General features: G+C 40.8%; 15 protein-coding genes. 4 read left to right on the top strand and 11 right to left on the bottom strand.

The genetic code is table 11. The features are described from left to right. Positions 1 to 123: 123 nt before the first annotated feature. From CDC33_RS11410 to CDC33_RS11390, 5 genes are all read right to left on the bottom strand, one after another. Entirely contained in the window at positions 124 to 597 is a 474-nt protein-coding gene (locus tag CDC33_RS11410) for a chemotaxis protein CheW (RefSeq protein ID WP_109008583.1), read from the bottom strand. A 124-nt stretch (positions 598 to 721) separates the two neighbouring features. After that, positions 722 to 1084 carry a response regulator transcription factor gene (locus CDC33_RS11405; RefSeq protein ID WP_109008582.1) on the bottom strand — a complete coding sequence of 121 codons (363 nt, stop codon included), beginning with the start codon at positions 1082 to 1084 and terminating at the stop codon, positions 722 to 724. A 558-nt stretch (positions 1085 to 1642) separates the two neighbouring features. Beyond that, positions 1643 to 2845 (bottom strand): response regulator, encoded by a 1203-nt coding sequence (locus CDC33_RS11400; protein WP_109008581.1) that lies wholly within the window; start codon positions 2843 to 2845, stop codon positions 1643 to 1645. A gap of 639 nt (positions 2846 to 3484) precedes the next feature. Next, a complete protein-coding gene (gene murQ / locus CDC33_RS11395) occupies positions 3485 to 4411 on the bottom strand; it encodes an N-acetylmuramic acid 6-phosphate etherase (protein ID WP_109008580.1) in 927 nt (308 codons plus the stop codon). 110 nt (positions 4412 to 4521) lie between these two features. Further along, entirely contained in the window at positions 4522 to 4968 is a 447-nt protein-coding gene (locus CDC33_RS11390; RefSeq protein ID WP_109008579.1) for a DUF3110 domain-containing protein, read from the bottom strand. Between the two features lie 265 nt (positions 4969 to 5233). On the opposite strand from CDC33_RS11390, the gene CDC33_RS11385 reads away from it, so the two are divergent. After that, positions 5234 to 11005: a translocation/assembly module TamB domain-containing protein gene (locus CDC33_RS11385; RefSeq protein WP_109008578.1), complete on the top strand. Its 5772-nt coding sequence runs from the start codon at positions 5234 to 5236 to the stop codon at positions 11003 to 11005. A 21-nt stretch (positions 11006 to 11026) separates the two neighbouring features. Here CDC33_RS11385 and CDC33_RS11380 read toward each other — a convergent pair whose 3' ends face one another. Together CDC33_RS11380 and CDC33_RS11375 are read right to left on the bottom strand one after the other, a co-directional pair. After that, positions 11027 to 11854 carry an Rpn family recombination-promoting nuclease/putative transposase gene (locus CDC33_RS11380; RefSeq protein WP_109008577.1) on the bottom strand — a complete coding sequence of 276 codons (828 nt, stop codon included), beginning with the start codon at positions 11852 to 11854 and terminating at the stop codon, positions 11027 to 11029. Between the two features lie 51 nt (positions 11855 to 11905). Then, positions 11906 to 12835, bottom strand: coding sequence for a carbohydrate ABC transporter permease (locus CDC33_RS11375; RefSeq protein WP_109008576.1), 930 nt, complete (start codon positions 12833 to 12835; stop codon positions 11906 to 11908). A 124-nt stretch (positions 12836 to 12959) separates the two neighbouring features. Between CDC33_RS11375 and CDC33_RS11370 the strand changes: the two genes are divergently transcribed. Continuing rightward, positions 12960 to 13622, top strand: a complete 663-nt coding sequence (locus CDC33_RS11370) for a GIY-YIG nuclease family protein (RefSeq protein WP_109008575.1) — start codon at positions 12960 to 12962, stop codon at positions 13620 to 13622. A gap of 150 nt (positions 13623 to 13772) precedes the next feature. Here CDC33_RS11370 and CDC33_RS11365 read toward each other — a convergent pair whose 3' ends face one another. The 3 genes from CDC33_RS11365 to CDC33_RS11355 all read right to left on the bottom strand — a co-directional run bounded on the left by CDC33_RS11365 (position 13773) and on the right by CDC33_RS11355 (position 16516). After that, entirely contained in the window at positions 13773 to 14612 is an 840-nt protein-coding gene (locus CDC33_RS11365; protein ID WP_109008574.1) for a GNAT family N-acetyltransferase, read from the bottom strand. A gap of 92 nt (positions 14613 to 14704) precedes the next feature. Continuing rightward, complete coding sequence (locus CDC33_RS11360; protein ID WP_109008573.1) at positions 14705 to 15487, bottom strand: ABC transporter ATP-binding protein; 783 nt, start codon at positions 15485 to 15487, stop codon at positions 14705 to 14707. A 186-nt stretch (positions 15488 to 15673) separates the two neighbouring features. Continuing rightward, a complete protein-coding gene (locus CDC33_RS11355) occupies positions 15674 to 16516 on the bottom strand; it encodes a methyltransferase domain-containing protein (RefSeq protein ID WP_109008572.1) in 843 nt (280 codons plus the stop codon). Positions 16517 to 16755: 239 nt separating this feature from the next. Here CDC33_RS11355 and CDC33_RS11350 point away from each other — a divergent pair, with 239 nt between their 5' ends. Together CDC33_RS11350 and CDC33_RS11345 are read left to right on the top strand one after the other, a co-directional pair. Then, complete coding sequence (locus tag CDC33_RS11350) at positions 16756 to 18093, top strand: TrkH family potassium uptake protein (protein ID WP_109008571.1); 1338 nt, start codon at positions 16756 to 16758, stop codon at positions 18091 to 18093. A gap of 210 nt (positions 18094 to 18303) precedes the next feature. Beyond that, the gene (locus CDC33_RS11345; protein ID WP_109008570.1) at positions 18304 to 18999 is read left to right on the top strand and encodes a potassium channel family protein; all 696 of its coding nucleotides are present in this window, start codon (positions 18304 to 18306) and stop codon (positions 18997 to 18999) included. Positions 19000 to 19126: 127 nt separating this feature from the next. On the opposite strand, the gene CDC33_RS11340 is transcribed toward CDC33_RS11345, so the two are convergent. After that, the gene (locus tag CDC33_RS11340) at positions 19127 to 20233 is read right to left on the bottom strand and encodes a tetratricopeptide repeat protein (protein ID WP_109008569.1); all 1107 of its coding nucleotides are present in this window, start codon (positions 20231 to 20233) and stop codon (positions 19127 to 19129) included. Between the last annotated feature and the right edge of the window lie 105 nt (positions 20234 to 20338).

The following is a 20338-nucleotide window of genomic DNA, read 5'->3' as shown; positions in this document are numbered from 1 at the left end:
TAGTTTTAGCCTTTCTAGCTGTAACAAAATGCTAAGTTTATTTCCGCCGACTTGTATTAGTATTTAGCTAAGAAAGATTAGGGATTGTTAAAAAAACATGCCTAATCAACCACGAGCAACTGTTCAATTATGAATTTTCCACATGGGAGCTTGGATAATTGTTATGGCATCCAAATTAAAAATCATATCCTCAGAATCATTAATAAAGTATCCCTGTAAAAAAGGTGAGATTTTAGGATAAAATAATTCGCTAGTTGGGGGTTTCATTCGTTGAGTATCTAGCCATTCAATATCTATCAGTTGTCGTACCAATAGCCCCAAATATTTACCTTTGTTTTCGAGAACAATCGCCATCATTTTTGAAAGTAAATTTGCTCCTTGTGAAATTGGAGGATAACCTAACATTGCCTCTAAGTCTACTAACCAAAGCATCTCACCGCGCCAGTTATAGATACCTAAGACGCTACTAGGCATTTGAGGAACGCCACATATTTCTGGTAATGATATTTGCAACACTTCTGTGATGTGTTGTAACGATATTATCGCTGTGTCCCTTACTCCCAAATTAAAACTTAAGAACTGTTCCTTAGTTTCCAAAATTACTTTCCTTTGTGCTTGATTATTGTTCTTTAGCCACTATTTGCAGTATTATGTTATTTTGTAGAGGTTCTAAATTAGAAATATAGACTTCTAGCTTTTTTGTGGATTGATTAAATTTTCGCTAGCTAATTAATCGTTTTAACATTACCGTTAGTTCCTCTCGGTCAATCGGTTTTGATAAATAACCATCAGCGCCCAACATATTACCCCAAATTTTATCTACATCACTATTTTTTGTAGAGCAAAAAACCACAGGTATTTTGCTAGTACTGGGATTATTTTTCAACTCTCGGCAAATTTCAAAGCCACTTTTACCTGGTAAAATTACGTCGAGAAATATTAGGTCTGGCTTATTTTTATCTATTTTGTCTTGAGCTTCTTCACTGCTTGTGGCACTAATCACAGAATAACCTGCCTGTTGCAAGTAACGGCTGATTATTTCCATATCTGTTAAGCCATCTTCAACAACTAAAATAGTATTCATGGTAATTACTCTTGAAAAGTTTTTAAGGATGTAAACAAATTAGACATACAAATCCTCAATTATGCGTGAACAAAGACATTTAAGAAACTAGATACTAGTACAGGTTTGCGGAAATAAACTTACTATTTGAAAACAGTTAGAAAGCCCAAAATTAAAGTATACGTAGATTTTGACTTATGGCTTGTGTTACTAGCTCCTAATTCCTTGTCATAAATAATATTCACACATCAAATAGGACTGCTATAAATACAAAATCTGTATTTGTCTAATTTTGATGCAATCTTTATATATTAACCTCCGAAAAAGTACGTAATGAACATAATTTAATATATGTTTTAGTTACGTAATAAACTTCGATTTTAAATAAAAAAATAGGTGGATTTAAGAGCGCCACCTACTTGCATTTTATGAATTTTTATGTTTACTGTGGTAGAATTTATCGTTTGTAATTTTTTTGTGAGCGCTATTGTTAATCAATAGGCTCATGCTGAGGAATGAAATTTTAAAACTAATTAGATTAGTTGATAATTAATAATCAATAAAAATTATTAATTATCCCTACTTACAAACTTCTAAATTAGGTTGACTCTTGTCGATGGATATACTTGCTGTAGGTAAATATTTACGTACTATACTTATTACCTTGTCAGGCACTACAGGTTTAGTTATAAAATCTGTAGAACCGACTACCTTAGCACGAACTCTATCTAAAAGACCATCACTACCTGTTAATATAATTACTGGTGTATTGGCAAAGGCAGATATTCGTCGCAACTGAGTACAAATTTCGTAACCACTGGCGACTGGCATAATCAAATCCAAGAAAATCAGGTCTGGTTTATCTTGAATGAGGGTTGGGAGAGCTTGTACAGCATCTTGAATTTTGATAAACCTTAGTCCATTGGAAGTGATTATATCCTCTAGCATTTTACAGACTTGAGGGCTATCATCTACGCAGGCTACTAGTGGAGCAATTGATTTTTTTGGTTGTGCGGTGATAGGCTTATTGTTGCCCTCCATCACTACTAAGGGCATGTCAGGTATTTCCACCAATTCGATGATTCCTTTAAGGATATAAGGAAGCAATGAACGGGTGAGCGGGAGTACACTTTGCTTCATTTTCACGGCTAAATCTCGCAAAGTTAATTTGCCGTTGATTAAATTTACAAAGTTTTTGTAGACAGATGGACTTACTATTTGCTGAAGTTGTTCTGGTCGGCGTAGAACTGGTGCTAAGTCAGGAGAAAAATTTGCTAAACCTGCTTCTGACCAAATTTTCCACGAGTCTTGCATGTGCTTTACAGACATTTCTGCACTCGTGAAGCTTATTGGTGCTTCTAAAATAACTTCTTGGCTGCGATTGCAACTTATAGAAGCAAAATTTCCTTGCATAGCTAGGTCAAATAATAATTCTGCTATGGTGTTTTCGGCAATAGACTGAATCTGTTCTCTCTGAATTTTCTGTTTTTTATGAAAGATTTCTAGAATGCGATAATCCCAATAATCTATTGCTACGTCTTGCAAACGTAACTGCAATTTATCAACATCAATCTGAGGACAATTTTGAGCCATCTGTCTACGCCAACGGCGGAAGGGATGAGTTCCACCTGTTGCCCAAACTATCCGCCCCAGCCGATAATAAAAAGTCCATTGGCTACCTTTAGAACTTTTAATATTTAATTTGCCATTGTATTGTAGCTGAGTACAAGTTTTAAATTCATTAACTAGGTTATTTGAAAAAATAAGTTCGGAGTGGGTCATACTTTGTTCCTTATGGTAAAAAGCCAGCTATTGAAAAACCCACACTGATACCGCAAGTCAAAAGTCAAAAGGATTTAATTTTTTGTGCTTTCTGGCTGTTGGGAATGGTAGGTTTATTTCCACCGACCTGTACTAGCTATATAGTGGTCAGCAGATAGGTCAATAAGTGCCAATACATTTCGTATGTAGCAGTTTAAATCAAGTTTATTAAAATCAAGGGATATAGGATAATAGCAAAAATATTACTAGTAAAAAAGTCATATAGCACAGAGTTGATTCTTGGCAATTTTTATGACTCAAATAGGTTGCTGTAGCCCACATCATTAAGAAAAATGCATTCAGTATTTATATCTTTAATTTTAATAATTTCCATACAGAATTATATCCGTATAATTTCTGAATTTTTATTTAAAAAACATTGGCAGTCTCTTTCTAGATTTCACTTATTTAGATTGGCAATGTATCTTAAAAGTATTTATTTTTATTTACATTTATTAATATTTATTACTTGTAGAGAGACGCGAAATTGAACTGGGCAACTCTTGGAGAGGCTACGCCAACGCTAATGCGTCTTTCTACATACCTGAAATTACCACTAATAATCTTAAGTGTATCAAGTATTTATTTAGGAGAACTTATTTAAGGTTTATTGTGGTTTTGATAGCTGATAACAGCTGCCCTAAGATTACTTTGGTGTTCTGAAAGAAGCCGATCGCCTTCATCTTTTTCTAAACCAGTCCAGTGCATTAATAGCGCTAGCTTAACCCATTTACCACTGCGTTCTAATAAAAAACCAGCTGCTTCCCGACTTAAACCTGTGAGGTCTTGCAAAATTCGCAAGGCGCGATCGCGTAATTTTTGATTTGTTACTGCTACATCTACCATCCGATTACCGTAAACTTTGCCTAGTTTGACCATCACCCCAGTAGAAAGGATATTTAAAGCTAATTTCGTGACTGTACCAGCTTTTAGGCGAGTTGAGCCAGCGATTATTTCTGGCCCTGTCAAAAGGCGAATGTCAATATCAGCATCAAAGCTAACTTGTTCTGCGGGAACACAGGCGATAAAAATAGTTTTGGCTCCTCGCCCACGAGCAGCACGAAGCGCACCGTGGACATAAGGCGTTGTCCCACCTGCGGTAATGCCAACTACGACATCTAATTGGGTAATTTGTCGCCCTGCGATCGCAGCCTCTCCATCTTCGATGCTATCTTCTAAATCCTCCGAACTGCGTACCAGTGCGCCAGCACCACCAGCAATAATCCCCTGTACCAACTCTGGCGGCGTACAAAAAGTAGGTGGACACTCAGCAGCATCTAACACTCCTAACCTGCCACTTGTACCCGCACCGATATAAAATAAGCGTCCTCCGTGGCGCAAACACTCTGCGGCGCTATCAATTGCTTGTGCCAATTGAATTTTCGCCGCCGCAACCGCCTCGATTGCCTTTTGGTCTTCGCTATTAAACAGCTCCACCAATTCCAGAGAACTGAGCTGGTCTAAGTTAAGACTGTTAGGATTTACCAGCTCGGTTAAAAGATGCCCACGTTCCTGCAAGTTTGTCATTTGTCATTTGTCCTTTGTTCTTTGTCACGTTGTCCGTTGTCATTAGTCACTTAGCGACCAATGACCAATGACCAATGACCAATGACCAATGACTAATGACTAATGACTAATTACAACAATCCTTCCAATTTGCGACGCATCTTCTCTAGTTCAGAATCAGACAATTCTGGTTCTTCTAGTGGCTGTTGATTGAGAGGGAAAGTATCTTCAACAGTATCCTCCTTCTGGGCATCTACTTGCCAGTCGGTTTGTTCGACGTTAAGTTCTGGGGGAGTTACAACTAAATTGCTGTTTTCTGGGATGATTTCCCATTCATATCCAGCACTTTCGCAAAATTCCTTGATTTCCTCAGCATCGAACGGCTCTGGTGTAGGTGAGGGAAAATCCTGAGCTTCTAACATCAGGGCAAAGCGGGTAGCATCGTCTTCTGACTCGAACATCAGAATTTTATTGCGTAGCTTGCCGCCTTCGGCATCGCCTTCCCGAATGGTATGAATTCCCTCATTTTCCGTTCGAGCATTAAAAATTAACACAAAAACACGCATAGGTGTAATCATCTGTCTTTTTTAAGGTCTATCCATATTAAAGTTCTACGTTGTGCCTCAGCGAAAGTCACAGGAACAATTTTCATTTTATTGGGATCAGATTTACCTGAAAACGCCAATATTATGAAGCATAAGTATTGGATTAAGCAAATACCGTAACTTAAGCAATGAGGTCTTGCGTTTGGTTGACGTATCCTGGAAATGGCATACTGAATCAGCGTCTCAGTTAATGCTTGTGTGTGCCAGCGACATCTGGCAATTAATAATGTAAAAGCAAATGACTAAATCTCCCAATCAAGATATTCCCTCACCGTGTCCTATCCGCAAGCGTCTATGGTTGCTGGTGTTAAGTCGGGGTAGCATTGCTTTGGGCGGACTTTTGCTGTTAGGAGTTATTGTCGGTATTTGTCGATTATGGACTTTTGTCCAAACAGAGTTAACACCCTTAGCACAACAAAATCTCACTACTACACTCAACCGTCCGGTAAAACTGGGAAAAGTCACACAATTTTCGTTAACGGGAGTGCAATTTGGAGCTTCAGCTATCCCAGCCACATCCACAGATCCAGATCGGGCCATAGTCGAAGCTGTAGAGGTGAGTTTTGACCCTTTACAACTAATCTTTAACCGCCATTTAAAGCTAGATGTTACCTTAGTCAACCCAGATATTTATATTGAACAGGATAAACAAGGACGCTGGGTTTCCACTAATATAGCGCCATCGCGTGAAGGCGCCGCTATTAAAACCGATTTGGACAAATTGTGGTTTCGCAATGCCAAGCTGGCTTTGATGCCGCAGAAGAGGGCAGGGGGAGTAGGGGAAGAAGCAAGGGAGCAGGGAGCAGGGAGCAGGGGGGAAGAGTTGCCCCCCTCTGCCTCATCTCCCTTATCTGCCGTAACATTTTCTCAAATCAACGGTTCTGCACAACTTTTAGCAAATAACCAGTTCATTAGGTTTGATGTGGGAGGGCTAGCAGACAGTGGTGGCAGTATTTCTATTCAGGGAGAGACGCGTTCTAGGGTGCTAGCAGGGAACTTTCAAGTGCGATCGCAAAACTTCCTGGCTGCGGATATTTCTCGATTAATTAAGTTACCAGTGAGCTTACAGGCGGGTCGAGCCAATGGCGACTTGTTAGTTAGGTTAGCACCAGGACAACGGACTTTATTGTATGGCAACGCTACTGTGCAAGGCGTAACAGTTCAAGTGCCCAAAGTCCCACAACTGTTGAGCAATAGCCAAGGAAATCTCCGCTTCCAGGGAACGGAGTTGCAGTTAAACAATGTTACTAGCAACTACGGCAAAATTCCCCTAGTGGCTACGGGAATCATCGACAATCAAGCAGGTTTTAACTTGGCAGCGCGGGTAAATGCGGTGAGTTTGGTTAATGCCCAAGAGACTCTTAAGGTAAAACTACCTGTGCCGATCGCTGGACAAGTAAAAGCTGATTTGCAGATTACCGGATCGACTACCCAACCAATTCTCTCAGGCACAGTTACCACTATTCAAACTGCTCAGATTGATAAAGTTGATTTTAATACCATCAGTAGTAAGTTTGAACTTGCGACTAGTTCCTCTTTAATTACCCTAAAAGATATTCAAGGTAAAGCTAAAGTTGGTGGTGATATTACAGGGGCTGGGACAATTCAACTCGGTAAAAATCCGCAACTGGATATAAATTTCGCTGCAAAGAATGTTCCAGGGGATGCGATCGCAAAAGTTTATGACATAACACCCAACTTTCAAATCGGCAATGTCTCTGGTACTGCTCAACTAACTGGCCCTCCCACCAATGTCCAAACTGCGGTACAATACCAAGCTCCTAACGGGACTTACCCAGGAACAGGTGAAGTTGCGTTCTCCTCTGGAGTTGCCGCAGGCATCGCTCCAAATCGTAACGTCTCTTTCCGAAATGTAGCTCTGAATGTAAGTGGTGGTACAGTTCGGGCAACTGGTAGTTACGCCAATCAGCGTTGGCAAGCTGTGGCTGTTGCTTCCGGGGTAAAATTGCAACCCTTTGTAGACAAAAGTCAACTGCAAAATGTCTCTTTGGGGGAAGCACAGTTTAATGGTCGTCTCATTCTCTCAGGCAGCACAGCACCATTTAAAATTGCTACGATTCGCACTGATGGAGCAGGAGTTCAAATTGGTGGCGGCACAGTTGCAGTTTCTAATGTCCAATTACAAGACCAAAGCTTCTCTGCTCAACTCGTAGCTAATGGTGTGCGGTTGGGAGAAATATTAAAACAGTCTCCCCCAGCTTTAAATAACCCATTGGCGGGTACGTTCCAAATCGCAGGCAACAGAGATAATTTCAGCCTAAAAACCCTCCGTGGCAGTGGTGAGGGTCGTCTTGCTATTGGCGGTGGTACGGTTACAGCCTCTAATATTCAAGTGGCGAATGGTTTATATCAGGCGCAAGTTCAAGCAAATAATGTACCTGTGCAGCAGTTGGCAGCAGTACCACCGCAGTTTCAAGGAGCGTTAACTGGTCAATTCAACGTCGCGGGTTCTGTTGATTCTTTTAAGCTGCAAACTATTCAAGCCAACGGTCAAGCACAGATAAATGTTGCGCGTGGGATTATTACAGCATCTAATATCCAATTGGCTAATGGTGCATATCAGGCGCAAGTTCAAGCAAATAATGTCCCGTTGCAGCAGTTAGCAGCAGTACCACCGCAGTTGAGAGGGACGTTAACTGGTCAAGCAAACGTGGCGGGTTCCGTTGAGTCCTTCCAACCACAAACTATTCAAGCTAGTGGTCAAGGACGGGTGAATCTTGCAGGTGGAACGATCGCAGTTTCTAATATCCAGTTGGCTAATGGTCGCTATCAAGCTGTAGTTAATGCTTCGGATGTAGAATTAAATCGGTTAAATCAGCAATTGCGGGGTCAATTTGGCGGTCAGTTGCAATTAGCTGGCAAGTTTGGGTCATCCAAATTAGCTGATGTACGTGCTGCTGGACAGGTGCAATTATCCCAAGGTATTCCTGGTCTTGAGCGACCCTTGAGTGCTGCGATCGCTTGGAGTGGTGAAAGGCTGACCATTGAACGAGCAACTGCTCCCGGTTTAAGTGTTACTGGTAACATATTAGCCAATGCAAGAAAGGCAGGTATACCGGAAATTACTGCATTAAATCTCAACGTGCAAGCCCAGAATTACAACTTAAAACAGTTACCGATCAATCTTCCTAATCAGGTTGCTGTGGCGGGAAGAGTTGATTTTAATGGACAAATCACTGGTAAGCTGCCTTTGCCAAATGTGGTAGGGCAAATTAATTTACGAGACTTAGTTGTTCAAAATATTGCTTTTGAACCGTTGTTAACTGGAAACATCGATTCAGCACAGGGACGCGGGTTAAATTTGAACTTGGCGGGTAATAGCGATCGCCTGGCCTTCAATTTAGATGCCAACAATCGCCCGAAATCCTTCTTAGTAAAATGGCAGCAAGCATCAGCTACAGGTAATGCTCAAGGGAATGATTGGGCGCTGAAACTTGCAAATTTCCCCTTACAAATATTGAATTTGACTCCACCAGCAATTACTAGATTGGGTACTGGTAAGATAGCTGGGTTGTTAACTGGAGATTTGCTATTTAATCAGGAGACATTGGCAGCAACGGGGAATTTAGCGATCGCTAATCCGCAAATTGGCCGGCTTAAAGGCGATCGTTTAGCTGCTCAATTCCGCTACAGTGATGGAAAAGGCACACTTACCAGTAGCGAATTTGTCAAAGGTAAAAGTAGCTACGCCTTTGTCGGTAGTTTTGCTCAAAGCCCTAAAGGCTCTCAACTACAAGGTAAACTGAACGTCAACCAGGGAGAGATTCAAGATGTTCTAACGGTAGCGCAGATATTTGATTTACAAAACTTGCCTGGTGGTTCAGCAGAAATCTACGGCACAGCAGAGGATCTAACCACCACTCCCCAAGGAGCGCCAAATCAACCTTTGTTAACCCAAATCCAACGGTTTTCTGAAATAGAAGCTTTGGTAGAGCAACAGGAAGAACAGCGACTTAATTCCACTCCCATACCAGATTTGGCAGACTTAAAGGGGACTTTCAACGGGGAAGTGGCTGTAAATACAGCTACAGTTAATGGATTATCAGTAGATTTTAATTTGAATGGACAAGACTTTGCCTGGGGTAAAAAGGAAGAACGAAATCGTTATTATACTGCCGAAAAAGTGATTGCCGAAGGCAACTTTGAAAACGGTGTTTTGAGTTTGCGACCTTTACGGCTTGAATCTGCAAACAGGTTGATTGCCTTCACGGGTAACGTTGGTGGTGATGAACAATCTGGCCAGTTGCGGGTGAATAATTTGCCAGCACAAGTACTGAATAATTTTGTCAAACTGCCAGTTGGAATCAGAGGTAATCTTAACGGTACAGCAGCTTTAGCAGGCAGCATTGCTAATCCCCAAGCTAGAGGAGAATTAGAAATTACAGAGGGATTATTGAATCAAAATAAAATAGACTCAGCGATCGCAAGTTTCAGCTATGCCAACGGACGCTTAAACTTTGGTAGTACAGTAGCAGTTGCTGGGCCAAAACCTGTTGATATTACTGGTAGCATCCCTTATAAATTGCCTTTTGCAACCGTTGCACCAGACAGCGATCAAATCAATTTAGACATGAAGTTAGAAAACGAGGGATTATTGCTGTTAAACGCATTGACTAATCAAGTAGTATTTGAGAAAGGTGGAGGAGAAGTAGACCTCAAAGTACGCGGAACATTGCAAAAACCCGAAGTAAATGGAATTGCTAGTATTAATAATGCTACTTTTTCAGCCCAGGCTTTGCCAGGTAAACTGAGACGTGTTACAGGTAGAGTGCTGTTTAATTTTGACACCATTTTAGTAGAAAATCTTCAGGGTAGATTTAGCCGTGGCAAGGTAGAAGCTGCTGGAGAAATACCCATTTTCAACAATGACAACAGTATCAACAATCCCCTGACTGTTAATCTCGATCAGCTAACGTTAAATCTGAAAGGACTTTACTTGGGTGGCGCTAGCGGCAATTTACAGATTACTGGTTCTGCCCTTAACCCAGTAATTGGCGGTAAAGTAAATTTATTTGATGGTCAGGTATTACTGGCAGAATCTACCGACACCACTTCATCTACAAATAGTGGTTTTGGCGTAGCACCCACAAAAGCCGATAAGCAGAGTAAACCTGAAATTGGGAATGGAACACGAAAGGCGTCGCCGACGGCCTTGCCAGTAGGTATCCCTAGATTTAATAATTTAGATTTAGAACTTGGTAAAAACGTCGAAATTACCCGTCCGCCTATTCTCAGTTTCCGTGCAACTGGTAATCTCATAGTTAACGGCTCAATCAATCAGCCAATACCCGATGGTACTATCCGATTAGAACAAGGTGGAGTAAATTTATTTACTACCCAATTTAACCTTGCTCGTGGCTATACACACACCGCAACTTTTAGTCCCTCTCAACCCCGCGATCCCAACTTAGATATTCGGCTATATGCCAAGGTATTGGACGTAACTCAAAGTAATGATTTCAGCCGGGCAAATACCACAGGTTTATCAGCCTTAGAGAGTGTTCGAGTCGAAGCCACTATCAACGGTCTAGCCAGCAAACTGAATGAAAATCTAGAACTGACAAGTAGTCCGTCACGTAGTCAAACCGAAATTGTGGCTCTTTTAGGAGGTGGGTTTGTAGACACCCAAGGACGAGGTGACAGTACTTTGGGTTTGATTAACATCGCAGGTTCGGCTGTGTTCAACAATTTTCAGTCAGCTTTTAACCAGATAGGGAGTACCTTTGGCTTAAGTGAACTGCGGATATTTCCCACCGTTATTTCTGATAATCCTGAAGCTGGAAGGAGCAGTTCAACTTTAGAATTAGCAGCCGAGGCTGGGGTTGATATTTCTTCAAAAATCTCGGTTTCCAGCATCAAGATTTTGACAACAAATGACCCATTCCAGTGGGGTGTTAATTATCGGATAAACGATAAGTTTCGTGTGCGTGCTTCCACTAATTTAGCCGATGATAGCCGTGCAGTAGTGGAGTATCAAACACGGTTTTAAAGAAATCTCTTAAATTTGAAATTACGAATTACTTTCTGTTTCCTCTTCTCCTTGTTTATCAATAGCTTGTCTTACCTGTTCAACATTCAATTCTAATGCTTGGGCGATTTGCTCTATACTTAAACCAAACTTAAGCAAGCGGGGTATAGTCTCCAGCTTTGTTTCTTCTCGAACCTCCTCTTTTACTTCCTGCTTTGTCTCTTCCTTAACTTCCTGGTAAAATTTAGTTTGTCTCCAATCAGTTAATCCAAACATGGCTTCCAACTCCTGCTGAGTTTTGTTTACAAATTTATAGATAAGCATTCTCTCTACTAATTCTAAGAGATTGCTACGGTTAGCTTCATCTGTTTGCTGTACTTGATTTATCAAGTTTTTCGCTTGCTGTACGGCTTTATCTTCTGTTGCAACTACTAACTTAATCACACCTAGCCCAATCGAAGACGATGGGACATCATCTAACTCGTCTAAATAAATTATCCGAATTTGCTGTTGAGCTAATGATGTTTGATAAATAAATGGCACGCCTGGGTCGAGACTGCGTTGAGCAAAAAGTAATACCGCTTGCCAACGACGTTGAGGTTTATATTGATTTATATACAGGAAAGCTTCTGTTATTATTCGCCAATAAATATCATCATCGCGCTGAAACTGTACCTCAACGAAATAGATTTGGTCTTCTGGAAAATCAGGTTTTGGTAGGAATAAACCATCGATACGGCGTGCTAGTTCTTTGATTTCTACCGAGGTAAATTGGTAGTGCAACGCTAGAGCTTGAGATTGTTCCAAAAGTTCAAATAAGACACCTGGAAGAGTTTGAAATAATGTATAAAAAATTGTGTCTGTTTTCATGAACTCTCGATATTTAAATATTTTAAGATGATCATGGCTGATAGAGCAATATCAAATTGTGATATTATCAGCTCTCTCCTGATTGATAACTAATCGCAAAATTGATAATCCTAAAATTATCAAAAATAGCACTAAACCAATTGTGCAAGCATAGCTGATTTCTAAGTTACCAAAAGCTTGCTCATATAGATAATAAACAATCGTTTTTGAGCTACTGAGTGGGCCTCCTTGGGTCATAATGTATACTTCTTCAAAAACTTTGGTGGCAGAAATAGCCGAAATCACCGCCACTAGTGCTAAATACGGCTTCATCAAAGGTATGGTGATATCCCAATGTTTGCTGATACCATCAGAACCATCGATCGCAGCAGCTTCGTAAACATCAGCAGGAATTGATTGCAATCCTGCTAAATAAATCACCATGTAGTAGCCTAGACCCTTCCACACGGTGACAGCCATGACACTGGCAAGAGAAATTGGTACAATACCAAAAATTTTTTCTGGGCTAGTTAACCAAGGAATTCCTTCTGGAAAAAGACCCAAAGCTTTCAACAACTGATTCAATAATCCGTTTTCTGCATACAGCCATTTCCAAGCTATTCCGGCAACCACCATTGAAATTACCACTGGGGTGTAGTATGCTGCTCTAAACCAATTCATCGCCCGCAGTTTCTGATTTACCAAAATTGCCAGTACTAGGGGAGCAATTACTAAAATTGGGACTACACCCACAAGATATAAAAAAGTGTTTTCCAAGGTTTTCCAAAAAACTGCATCCTTCCAAAGCTTGAGGAAGTTGGCAAAACCTATCCATTGTGGCGGCTGGGCAATATCTTCATAGCTGGTAAAGCTAAGGTAAAACGCTTGCAGTGCAGGCCAAAAGACTGTTAACGCCAAAAGAACTAAAGCGGGTAATAAAAATAAATAAGGGGTCAATCGCTGTTTGATGAATATCCAATCTTTAGGTGTTAATTGATTCATATAAGGTCTAATAGTTGTTTTCAGTTTGTCAGCAATAATTTGGGAATGTGAGTAGATTTAAGCTTCAATATTTTAAAGGCATATATTTGCGTAGCACTAATTAATAACTTGGAGATAAACTGCGATGGAAACTCAACACAACCCGCCAATTGAACATCAAAATGTCCCCATAAACCACCGTGGACTACATGAATTTTTGTATAGTTCTGACGACGAACACACCGCTACTGAGGTGAGTATAACCCCTGAACTGGCAAACGATGGTACTGAAATCGTTAACCTTGAGGCTTGGAGTGCATCTGCTCAGAACGCTAAAATTGCAGGTGTTTACGCAGTATTAGACGCAGAACGCACTACGCAGTACATTGGCTATTCTCGGAATGTGTTGCTTTCCCTAAACAGTCATGTCAGCCAAAATGGTCAGCAAAAATGTGCTTTTCTACGTGTGCAAGCGTTCAAGTTCCCCAAGCGTCAAGAAATGGAAGATTTGCGAGATGCGTGGATAGCAGAACTCGAAAGTACACCACCTGGTAATGCAACTGATGGCGAAATGTGGGCTAGTACGGTAGGTGAAGCTGCAAAGGCGGTAATGTCAGAGGCGGAACGTCAAGCTTACGAAGAGAAAAAGCTAAAACTGCGGAAAGCAATGGCTGACACAACCCTCTCTAAAGAGTCAGAAACAATAGATGCGACTATAGCCGAACGTCAGCGTCAACTTGAAGCTGCTGTGACAAATGATGACTGGAGTGTAATTATTGACGCGCAGACACAAGAAACCAAGTCTTAGGATGAGTGTTCAGTCCTCTGGTTATTTCCCCACTTGGATACCCTATTATGAAATGCGCTTATCCTGATGTTTTAGGATATGGAGGTGCGATCGCAGTTTACATATTTTTGCATAGAAAGTAATTTAATTGGAGCGATCGCTTTATTATGCTTACTCATTTGAGCTGAATGAGTATTCGTGCCAATCGCTTAGGGGGTAATACCCAATCGCTTGATAAATATGATTGGCTGTGGGATTGGCTAAATCTGCTATGAGGAAACAATGGCGGCATCCTTGGTCTAGCAGTTTTTGGCTTAACGCTGCGACACAGGCAGTAGCATATCCTTTGCGACGATACTCTGGTGGTGTATAAGCTAAATTGATCCGACCAATTGTAGGTAACACTTGTTTACTAGATGCAATTGAAACTGGAGTGCTATCAACCCAAAAATAAGTATTCTGCTGTTTCAACCAATTATCTACCTGGTGTTCGACATCTTCGCTCACCGCCTCATCTATCTCAGACAAAAATGCAGAAAGCCACTCGACCAAAAGAGAGCGATCGCTTTCAGTTGCCAGTCTGAGATATCCTCTGGCCGTTGAGGCTCTTTGCACTGCCGTTAATTGGTAAATTTTCATTACCACCGACCGTTGATAGAATTGTCCTGTCAGCGTTTGCCAAGTTTGCGAAAATATTTCTACCTCTTTAGCCAGTCCTATGCTTCCTGGGAGTTGCTCTTGACGCAAATCTTGAGCAATCAATCGCAAAGTATCCATATTCTGGGCTTTGGATAAGATCAATTTTCGGGGTGGGGTGCGGATGGCAACAGCCAGAATCTCACCATTTGTTTGGACAATTGCTAAATAAGGCTTACCCAGATAACGTTCTGGGTTATGCAACAAGGTATGCAAGATACTGAGCAAAACATTATTTTCTACTTGATGCTGAAGTAAGTAAGCCTGAGTACAGTCCCAAAATTCCTGAATGTTGTCGAATTTATGTAGTTGCATGATTTACTCCCTTACGAACCAAGTAAAGAGTTGTGTTATGTAGAACCTTAGTAGAAAAAGGGTGTCAAACTCTGGTTAGCAAAGTAATAGAGTTATGCTGACACAGCCGAAATTGCACAAACTTGTAAACCTACAGGTGTGTGAATAATCACAGATTCCACACCAAATACTTGAGCGATCGCACTTGGTGTCAAAACTTCTTCAGGTTTCCCAACTCCCCAAAGATGACCCTGTTTTAATAAAGCAATGCGAGAACTGTATCGTGCCGCTAGGTTGAGTTCGTGTAGAACTGTAACAATAGTTAATTCTTGCTGTTGATTCAGATTTTTCAGTAATTCTAATAGTTGTAATTGATAGTTGATATCTAAGAAAGTTGTCGGTTCATCTAAGAGTAAAACTTTTGGTTCTTGCGCCAATGCTAAAGCTAAAAAAGCGCGTTGCCTTTCACCCCCAGAGAGTTCTTCAACTAAGCGATCGCTCAATTTTTCTAGTTGCGTCTTTTTAATTGCAGTTTCCACTCTCACCCAATCTTCGGCGTTTAATTCCCATTGCCACCAAGATTGATGTGGTGTGCGTCCTAAGCTGACTAATTGTCGCACAGTTAAGCCAACGGGAAGCGTTTGTTGTTGCGGTAACAATGCAAGTTTCTGTGCAACTAGATTTGGAGGTTGAGAATGAATTGCTTTGCCATCAAGTAGCACTGTTCCCTGCTGTGGAGAAAGAATACGACTTAGCAATTTGAGTAAAGTAGATTTACCTGAACCATTCGCACCAACTAAACTCAACCATTCTCCTGTTTGTAGAGTAAGGTTAATGTTTTGAACAATTGGGATTGTGGTGTAACCGCCTGTGAGGTTTTGCAGTTCGAGTGGCATTTAAGAAATTCAACAATAAGAAACTTAATTTTATAAGGTTTCCCCGATATCTGCATTATTAAAATTTACAAACTTTGGATTATACTTGCTGCGATCGCTTCAAATCCCCTATCAAGTATCATGATGCATAACTAGGAACATCTCCTTCAATGCTCCTAGATTACATCTTTTTCCTAAAGTGGAATTCTACTTATTGCCGCACAATAAGCCAAATCGAATTAACCCACGTTCATAACCGCGACGCATTAATCCCAGTGATAATGCCCCTTGGATGGTAGTCCAACCAGCATTTAGTAAGCCCCAAAACGCTTGGGGAGTTAATGCGGAATCAATCACCACGTTCCAAAAAGGGGCAACAGCAGTTGACCAATCGGCGGTGCGGATATTATGTAATGGTAGTTGATGTGCGATCGCTTCGTACTCTGGCAAAGAAATCACATAAGGCAAACAATACACCCGGTAAATATCCTGCAAATGCTTTTCCTCATCCGCCGTTAGTGGAGACTCATCAGTTGGGCGATGACACCAAGTCACCATAATTAACTTGCCACCAGGCTTCAATACTCGATAGCACTCTTGAAGAAACTTGGTTTTATCTGGCATGTGTTCACCGCTTTCTAGCGACCAAACCAAGTCAAAAGAATCGTCAGCAAAGGGCATTGCTTGAGCATTTGCGACTTGGAACTGTGTTCTTAGGCTCAAATTAGCCTCCATTGCGCGTTCCGTTGCTCTCGCGGCTTGTACAGGACTCAGTGTAATGCCTGTAGCCTTAGCATTAAACTTTTGTGCAAGGTATAAAGAACTGCCGCCAATACCACAACCCACATCTAGGATATTGTCTGCTGCTTGTACTCCTGCCCAATTGAGCAGTTCTTCGATTAAATCAATTTGAGCCTGACGACGGTCTTTTTTCTGGCTACCATCAGCGCCGTAATAGCCGTGGTGCATGTGTTCGCCCCAAATCTGTTCCCACAGACCAGAGGAAGCATCGTAAAATTGCTGAATTTGCTGGTAAAGTGTTGCGCTCATGAAAAAAGCTGTGTTAAGACAAAGCCGAATTTAAAAAAACATACACATTAGGCTACCATGTGTGTTTTTAATTAAAATAGGTCTTTTGGTTTGCAGGGATCATAAACTCCGGTTTCTCTTCCCTGGAAAATTTTACTGATTTTACCTTAATAAGCTGCCTTCGCTGTCGTTTGCATACCGGATGTTTCCGAGATGCCTAGCATAATTGAGTTTTTGAATTTGAAATTTTCAATTAATTTATGACTGTTGCTCGCACAATTTGTTTGGGTTTTCTAACTGTCATCGCTGTAGGTACTATTCTGTTGATGATGCCGTTCTCGACTAGTAATGGTACGTGGAATGACCTGATTGTGGCATTATTCACCTCGACATCCGCAGTTTGTGTCACAGGTTTATCAGTAGTTGATCCTGGTACTTATTTTTCTTTTTGGGGCCAGTTCTTTATTGCGCTATTAGCTCAGATTGGCGGTTTGGGCTACATGACAACTACCACATTTCTGATTTTGCTCATTGGTCGTAGGTTTGATATGCGGCAAAAAATAGCCATTCAACAAGCTTTAGACCGACCGGGGATGAGTGGTAGCGCCCAAGTAATCCGTTCAATTATTGCCACCACTTTAATTTTTGAAATTACAGGTGTCTTTTTACTTCTACCAGCTTTCGTTCCTGAGTATGGATGGAGTAAGGGACTTTGGTTAGCAATTTTTCATAGTATCAATGCTTGGAATAATGCTGGTTTTAGTTTATTTAAAGATAACTTAATTGGGTATCAGTCATCTTTCTTAGTAGTCTTCACTATCACTATGTTAATTATCTTTGGGGGAATTGGCTATCAAGTAATTTTGGAAATGTACCTTTGGTTGCGCGATCGCATTTTTAAAAAAACTATTAAAATCCAAATATTTTCTCTAGATTTTAAAGTTGCAACCAGCACAACTGTTATATTATTACTAATAGGATTTGTTGCTTTCTTCTGTATAGAAATCAGAAACACTGAAACATTTGGTTCTCTAAATTTACGCGACCAGATATTAGTAGCTTGGTTCCAATCAGTTACTCCTAGAACTGCTGGCTTTAACACCATCGATATTGGCAAAATGACCAGCGCTGGTCTATTTATTACAATAGCGCTAATGTTTCTTGGTGCAAGTCCAGGTGGTACAGGAGGAGGCATGAAAACAACAACCTTGAGGGTCTTGACCAGTTGTACTAAAGCTATTCTCCAGGGAAAAGAAGAAGTTTTATTGTATGATCGCAAAATAGCAATATCTTTAATTTTGAAAGCTGTGGGTGTATTAGTGGGTTCAGTAGCGACCGTGATTTTAGCTACAATTTTAATAAGCCTCACAGATCCAACATTAGATTTTATTAAAATTTTGTTTGAAGTAGTATCAGCCTTCGCCACTGTAGGGCTTTCTACAGGCATTACAGGAACTATCTCTACAGCAGCAAAGCTCATCTTAATTGTCACGATGTACGTTGGAAGAGTAGGTGTTTTACTACTGATGTCTGCCGTACTAGGAGATCCCCGCCCCACCAGAATTCGCTATCCTGAAGAAAATTTACTTGTGGGATAATAAGTAAGGGAGATGAGGAAGAAGAGGAAGAATAATAATTTCTAATTCCTAACTCCTGTCAGACGCGATTAATCGCGTCTATACTCTTAACTTATAACTACTGACCAAACTGATAAAATATACATTAGAAGGCAAAAATAAAATTTTTAATTCAAGCGGTATAACCATTTTTTGCCCTAAATACAGGGAGCCATAATAAGGATAACAAAGGTGAATCTGTCATCATTAAGTTTTTTTCGCAGTTTACGTAAAGATAACCACCAATTTGCTGTAATTGGGTTAGGTCGCTTTGGTAGGTCTGTCTGTTCTACATTGCACAATTTTGGTTATCAAGTGCTAGCAACAGATATTGATGAAAAACGAGTTTCAGAAGCATTAACTGAGGGAATAGTCGGTCATGCTTTGCAATTAGACTCTACAGAACCAGCCGCACTCAAAGAAGCTGGAATTTTTGAATTTGATACAGTAATTGTAGCGATTGGCAACTACGTTCAGGAAAGCATTATAACTACCCTAAATGTGAAAGAGGCTGGTGTACCCCATGTAGTTGCCAAAGCTTCTAGTGAAGTTCACCGTAAACTGTTGCGGCGAGTAGGAGCAGATCATGTTGTTTTTCCTGAGTATGAAGCGGGCTGTGCCTTAGCGCGTACACTTACCAAACCAGCAATCTTAGATCGGTTTGACCTAGACCCAGATAACAGTATTGTAGAGTTGATTGTGCCTGATGAATTTCACGACAAAACAATCACTGAGCTTCAACTTCGTAACCGCTACGGTTTAAATTTGCTAGCAGTGAGCCAGGATGGTAAATTTATAATTAATCCTAACCCTACTAAGCGTTTAGAGCGTGGGTCAGCAATGGTAGTTATTGGCTGCAACAAAGATATTAATCGTTTGCCGATTTAAAAAATTAAGAGTTGAGAGTTAGGAGTTATTAACTATCAAGGAAAATAAAAGCGCCAGTCCCCAGAATTGATGCTGAATTCTGAGGACTGGCGGATGACTTCTTCTTTTATTTCTAACTCTGAGTTTTTTATTGTCCGGGACTTGTTAAAGTAGGCTGGAATTCAATTGAGCCAGGCACATTGCTAGGGTCGGCTGAAGTTTCTGGTTGATTTGGCGTTTGTCGCTTAAGTTTTTCTACTAAATTACTTGTAGTAGCTGTCTGAGAAGGAGTTGGTGTTTGATTGGCTTGAGGCTGCTGTTGGCCAATTTTCTGGGCAATTTGCTGCATTAGCTGCTCAATTTTTTCAGCTTGTTCAATGTTCCCTTGCTCACGATACTTGTTATGGGCATAGTTCAAGACTCTACTAGCTTTCTTGATGTCGCCCTGATTATATAAAGTGACTCCCAAGTTATAGTAGGCTGAGGCATTTTTCGGATTTAGGCGAATAGCTTGCCGATAAACAGAAATAGCCTCAGAAGCTTGACCATGAGTTGCTAGCAAATTTGCCATATTATTGTATGCAGTGGCATTTTTAGGATCTAGCTGCAAGGCTTGGCGATAACTGGCGATCGCAGGCTCTATTTGACCTTGTTGTTGCAAGGCGATCGCTAAGTTAAAATAAGCGTTGGCGTTGCTACTATCTAGATTAATTGCTTTTTGGTATGTTGCGATCGCATCCTCAAGCTGCCCTTGTTCATACAGCGCCAAACCTAAATTATACAACGCTGCTACCCTTGTGGAATCTATCACAAGACTCTGGCGATAAGCTATAATTGCTGCATCTTTTTCTCCTTGTTGGTGCAACACTAACCCTAAATTGTAATAAGCTTCGCTAAAATTGGGATTAGCTTTAATCGCCTCTGCATATTCTTGTAAAGCTACATCCAGGCGATTTTGCTGCATAAATATATTACCCAGAAAATTTCGGGCTGCTGCAAGACTCGGATCTTGCTGCACTGCTTGGCGAAAAGCATATTCCGCACCCTGTAAGTCTTGGCGATTATAGCGCGTGACTCCTTGCTGGAAAAAGCTCGCGGCTTCGAGATTTTGAGAAACTGCGGTTTCTGCTAGCAGCTTACTTCCAGGAAAATTAGTAATTGCCGATGCAGCTAAGACCAAAAACGCAGAACAGCCACAGAATGTCACACGGCAAAATAAATCTAACCACTGAGAAAATAGGGATTTTTCTGACATAAATCGCAGACCTATACTTACTTATTCGCTCCTCATAAGTCAGAGTACCCACTGCGAAAGAAAAAATTCCAAATTCCCAACTTTTGTACAGACGTGATTAATCAC

Origin of the sequence: Nostoc commune NIES-4072 (assembly GCF_003113895.1) — a bacterium.
GTDB classification, from domain to species: domain Bacteria; phylum Cyanobacteriota; class Cyanobacteriia; order Cyanobacteriales; family Nostocaceae; genus Nostoc; species Nostoc commune.
The sequence above is the reverse complement of the archived record's forward strand: the minus strand, read 5'-3'. Positions and strand labels throughout refer to the sequence as shown.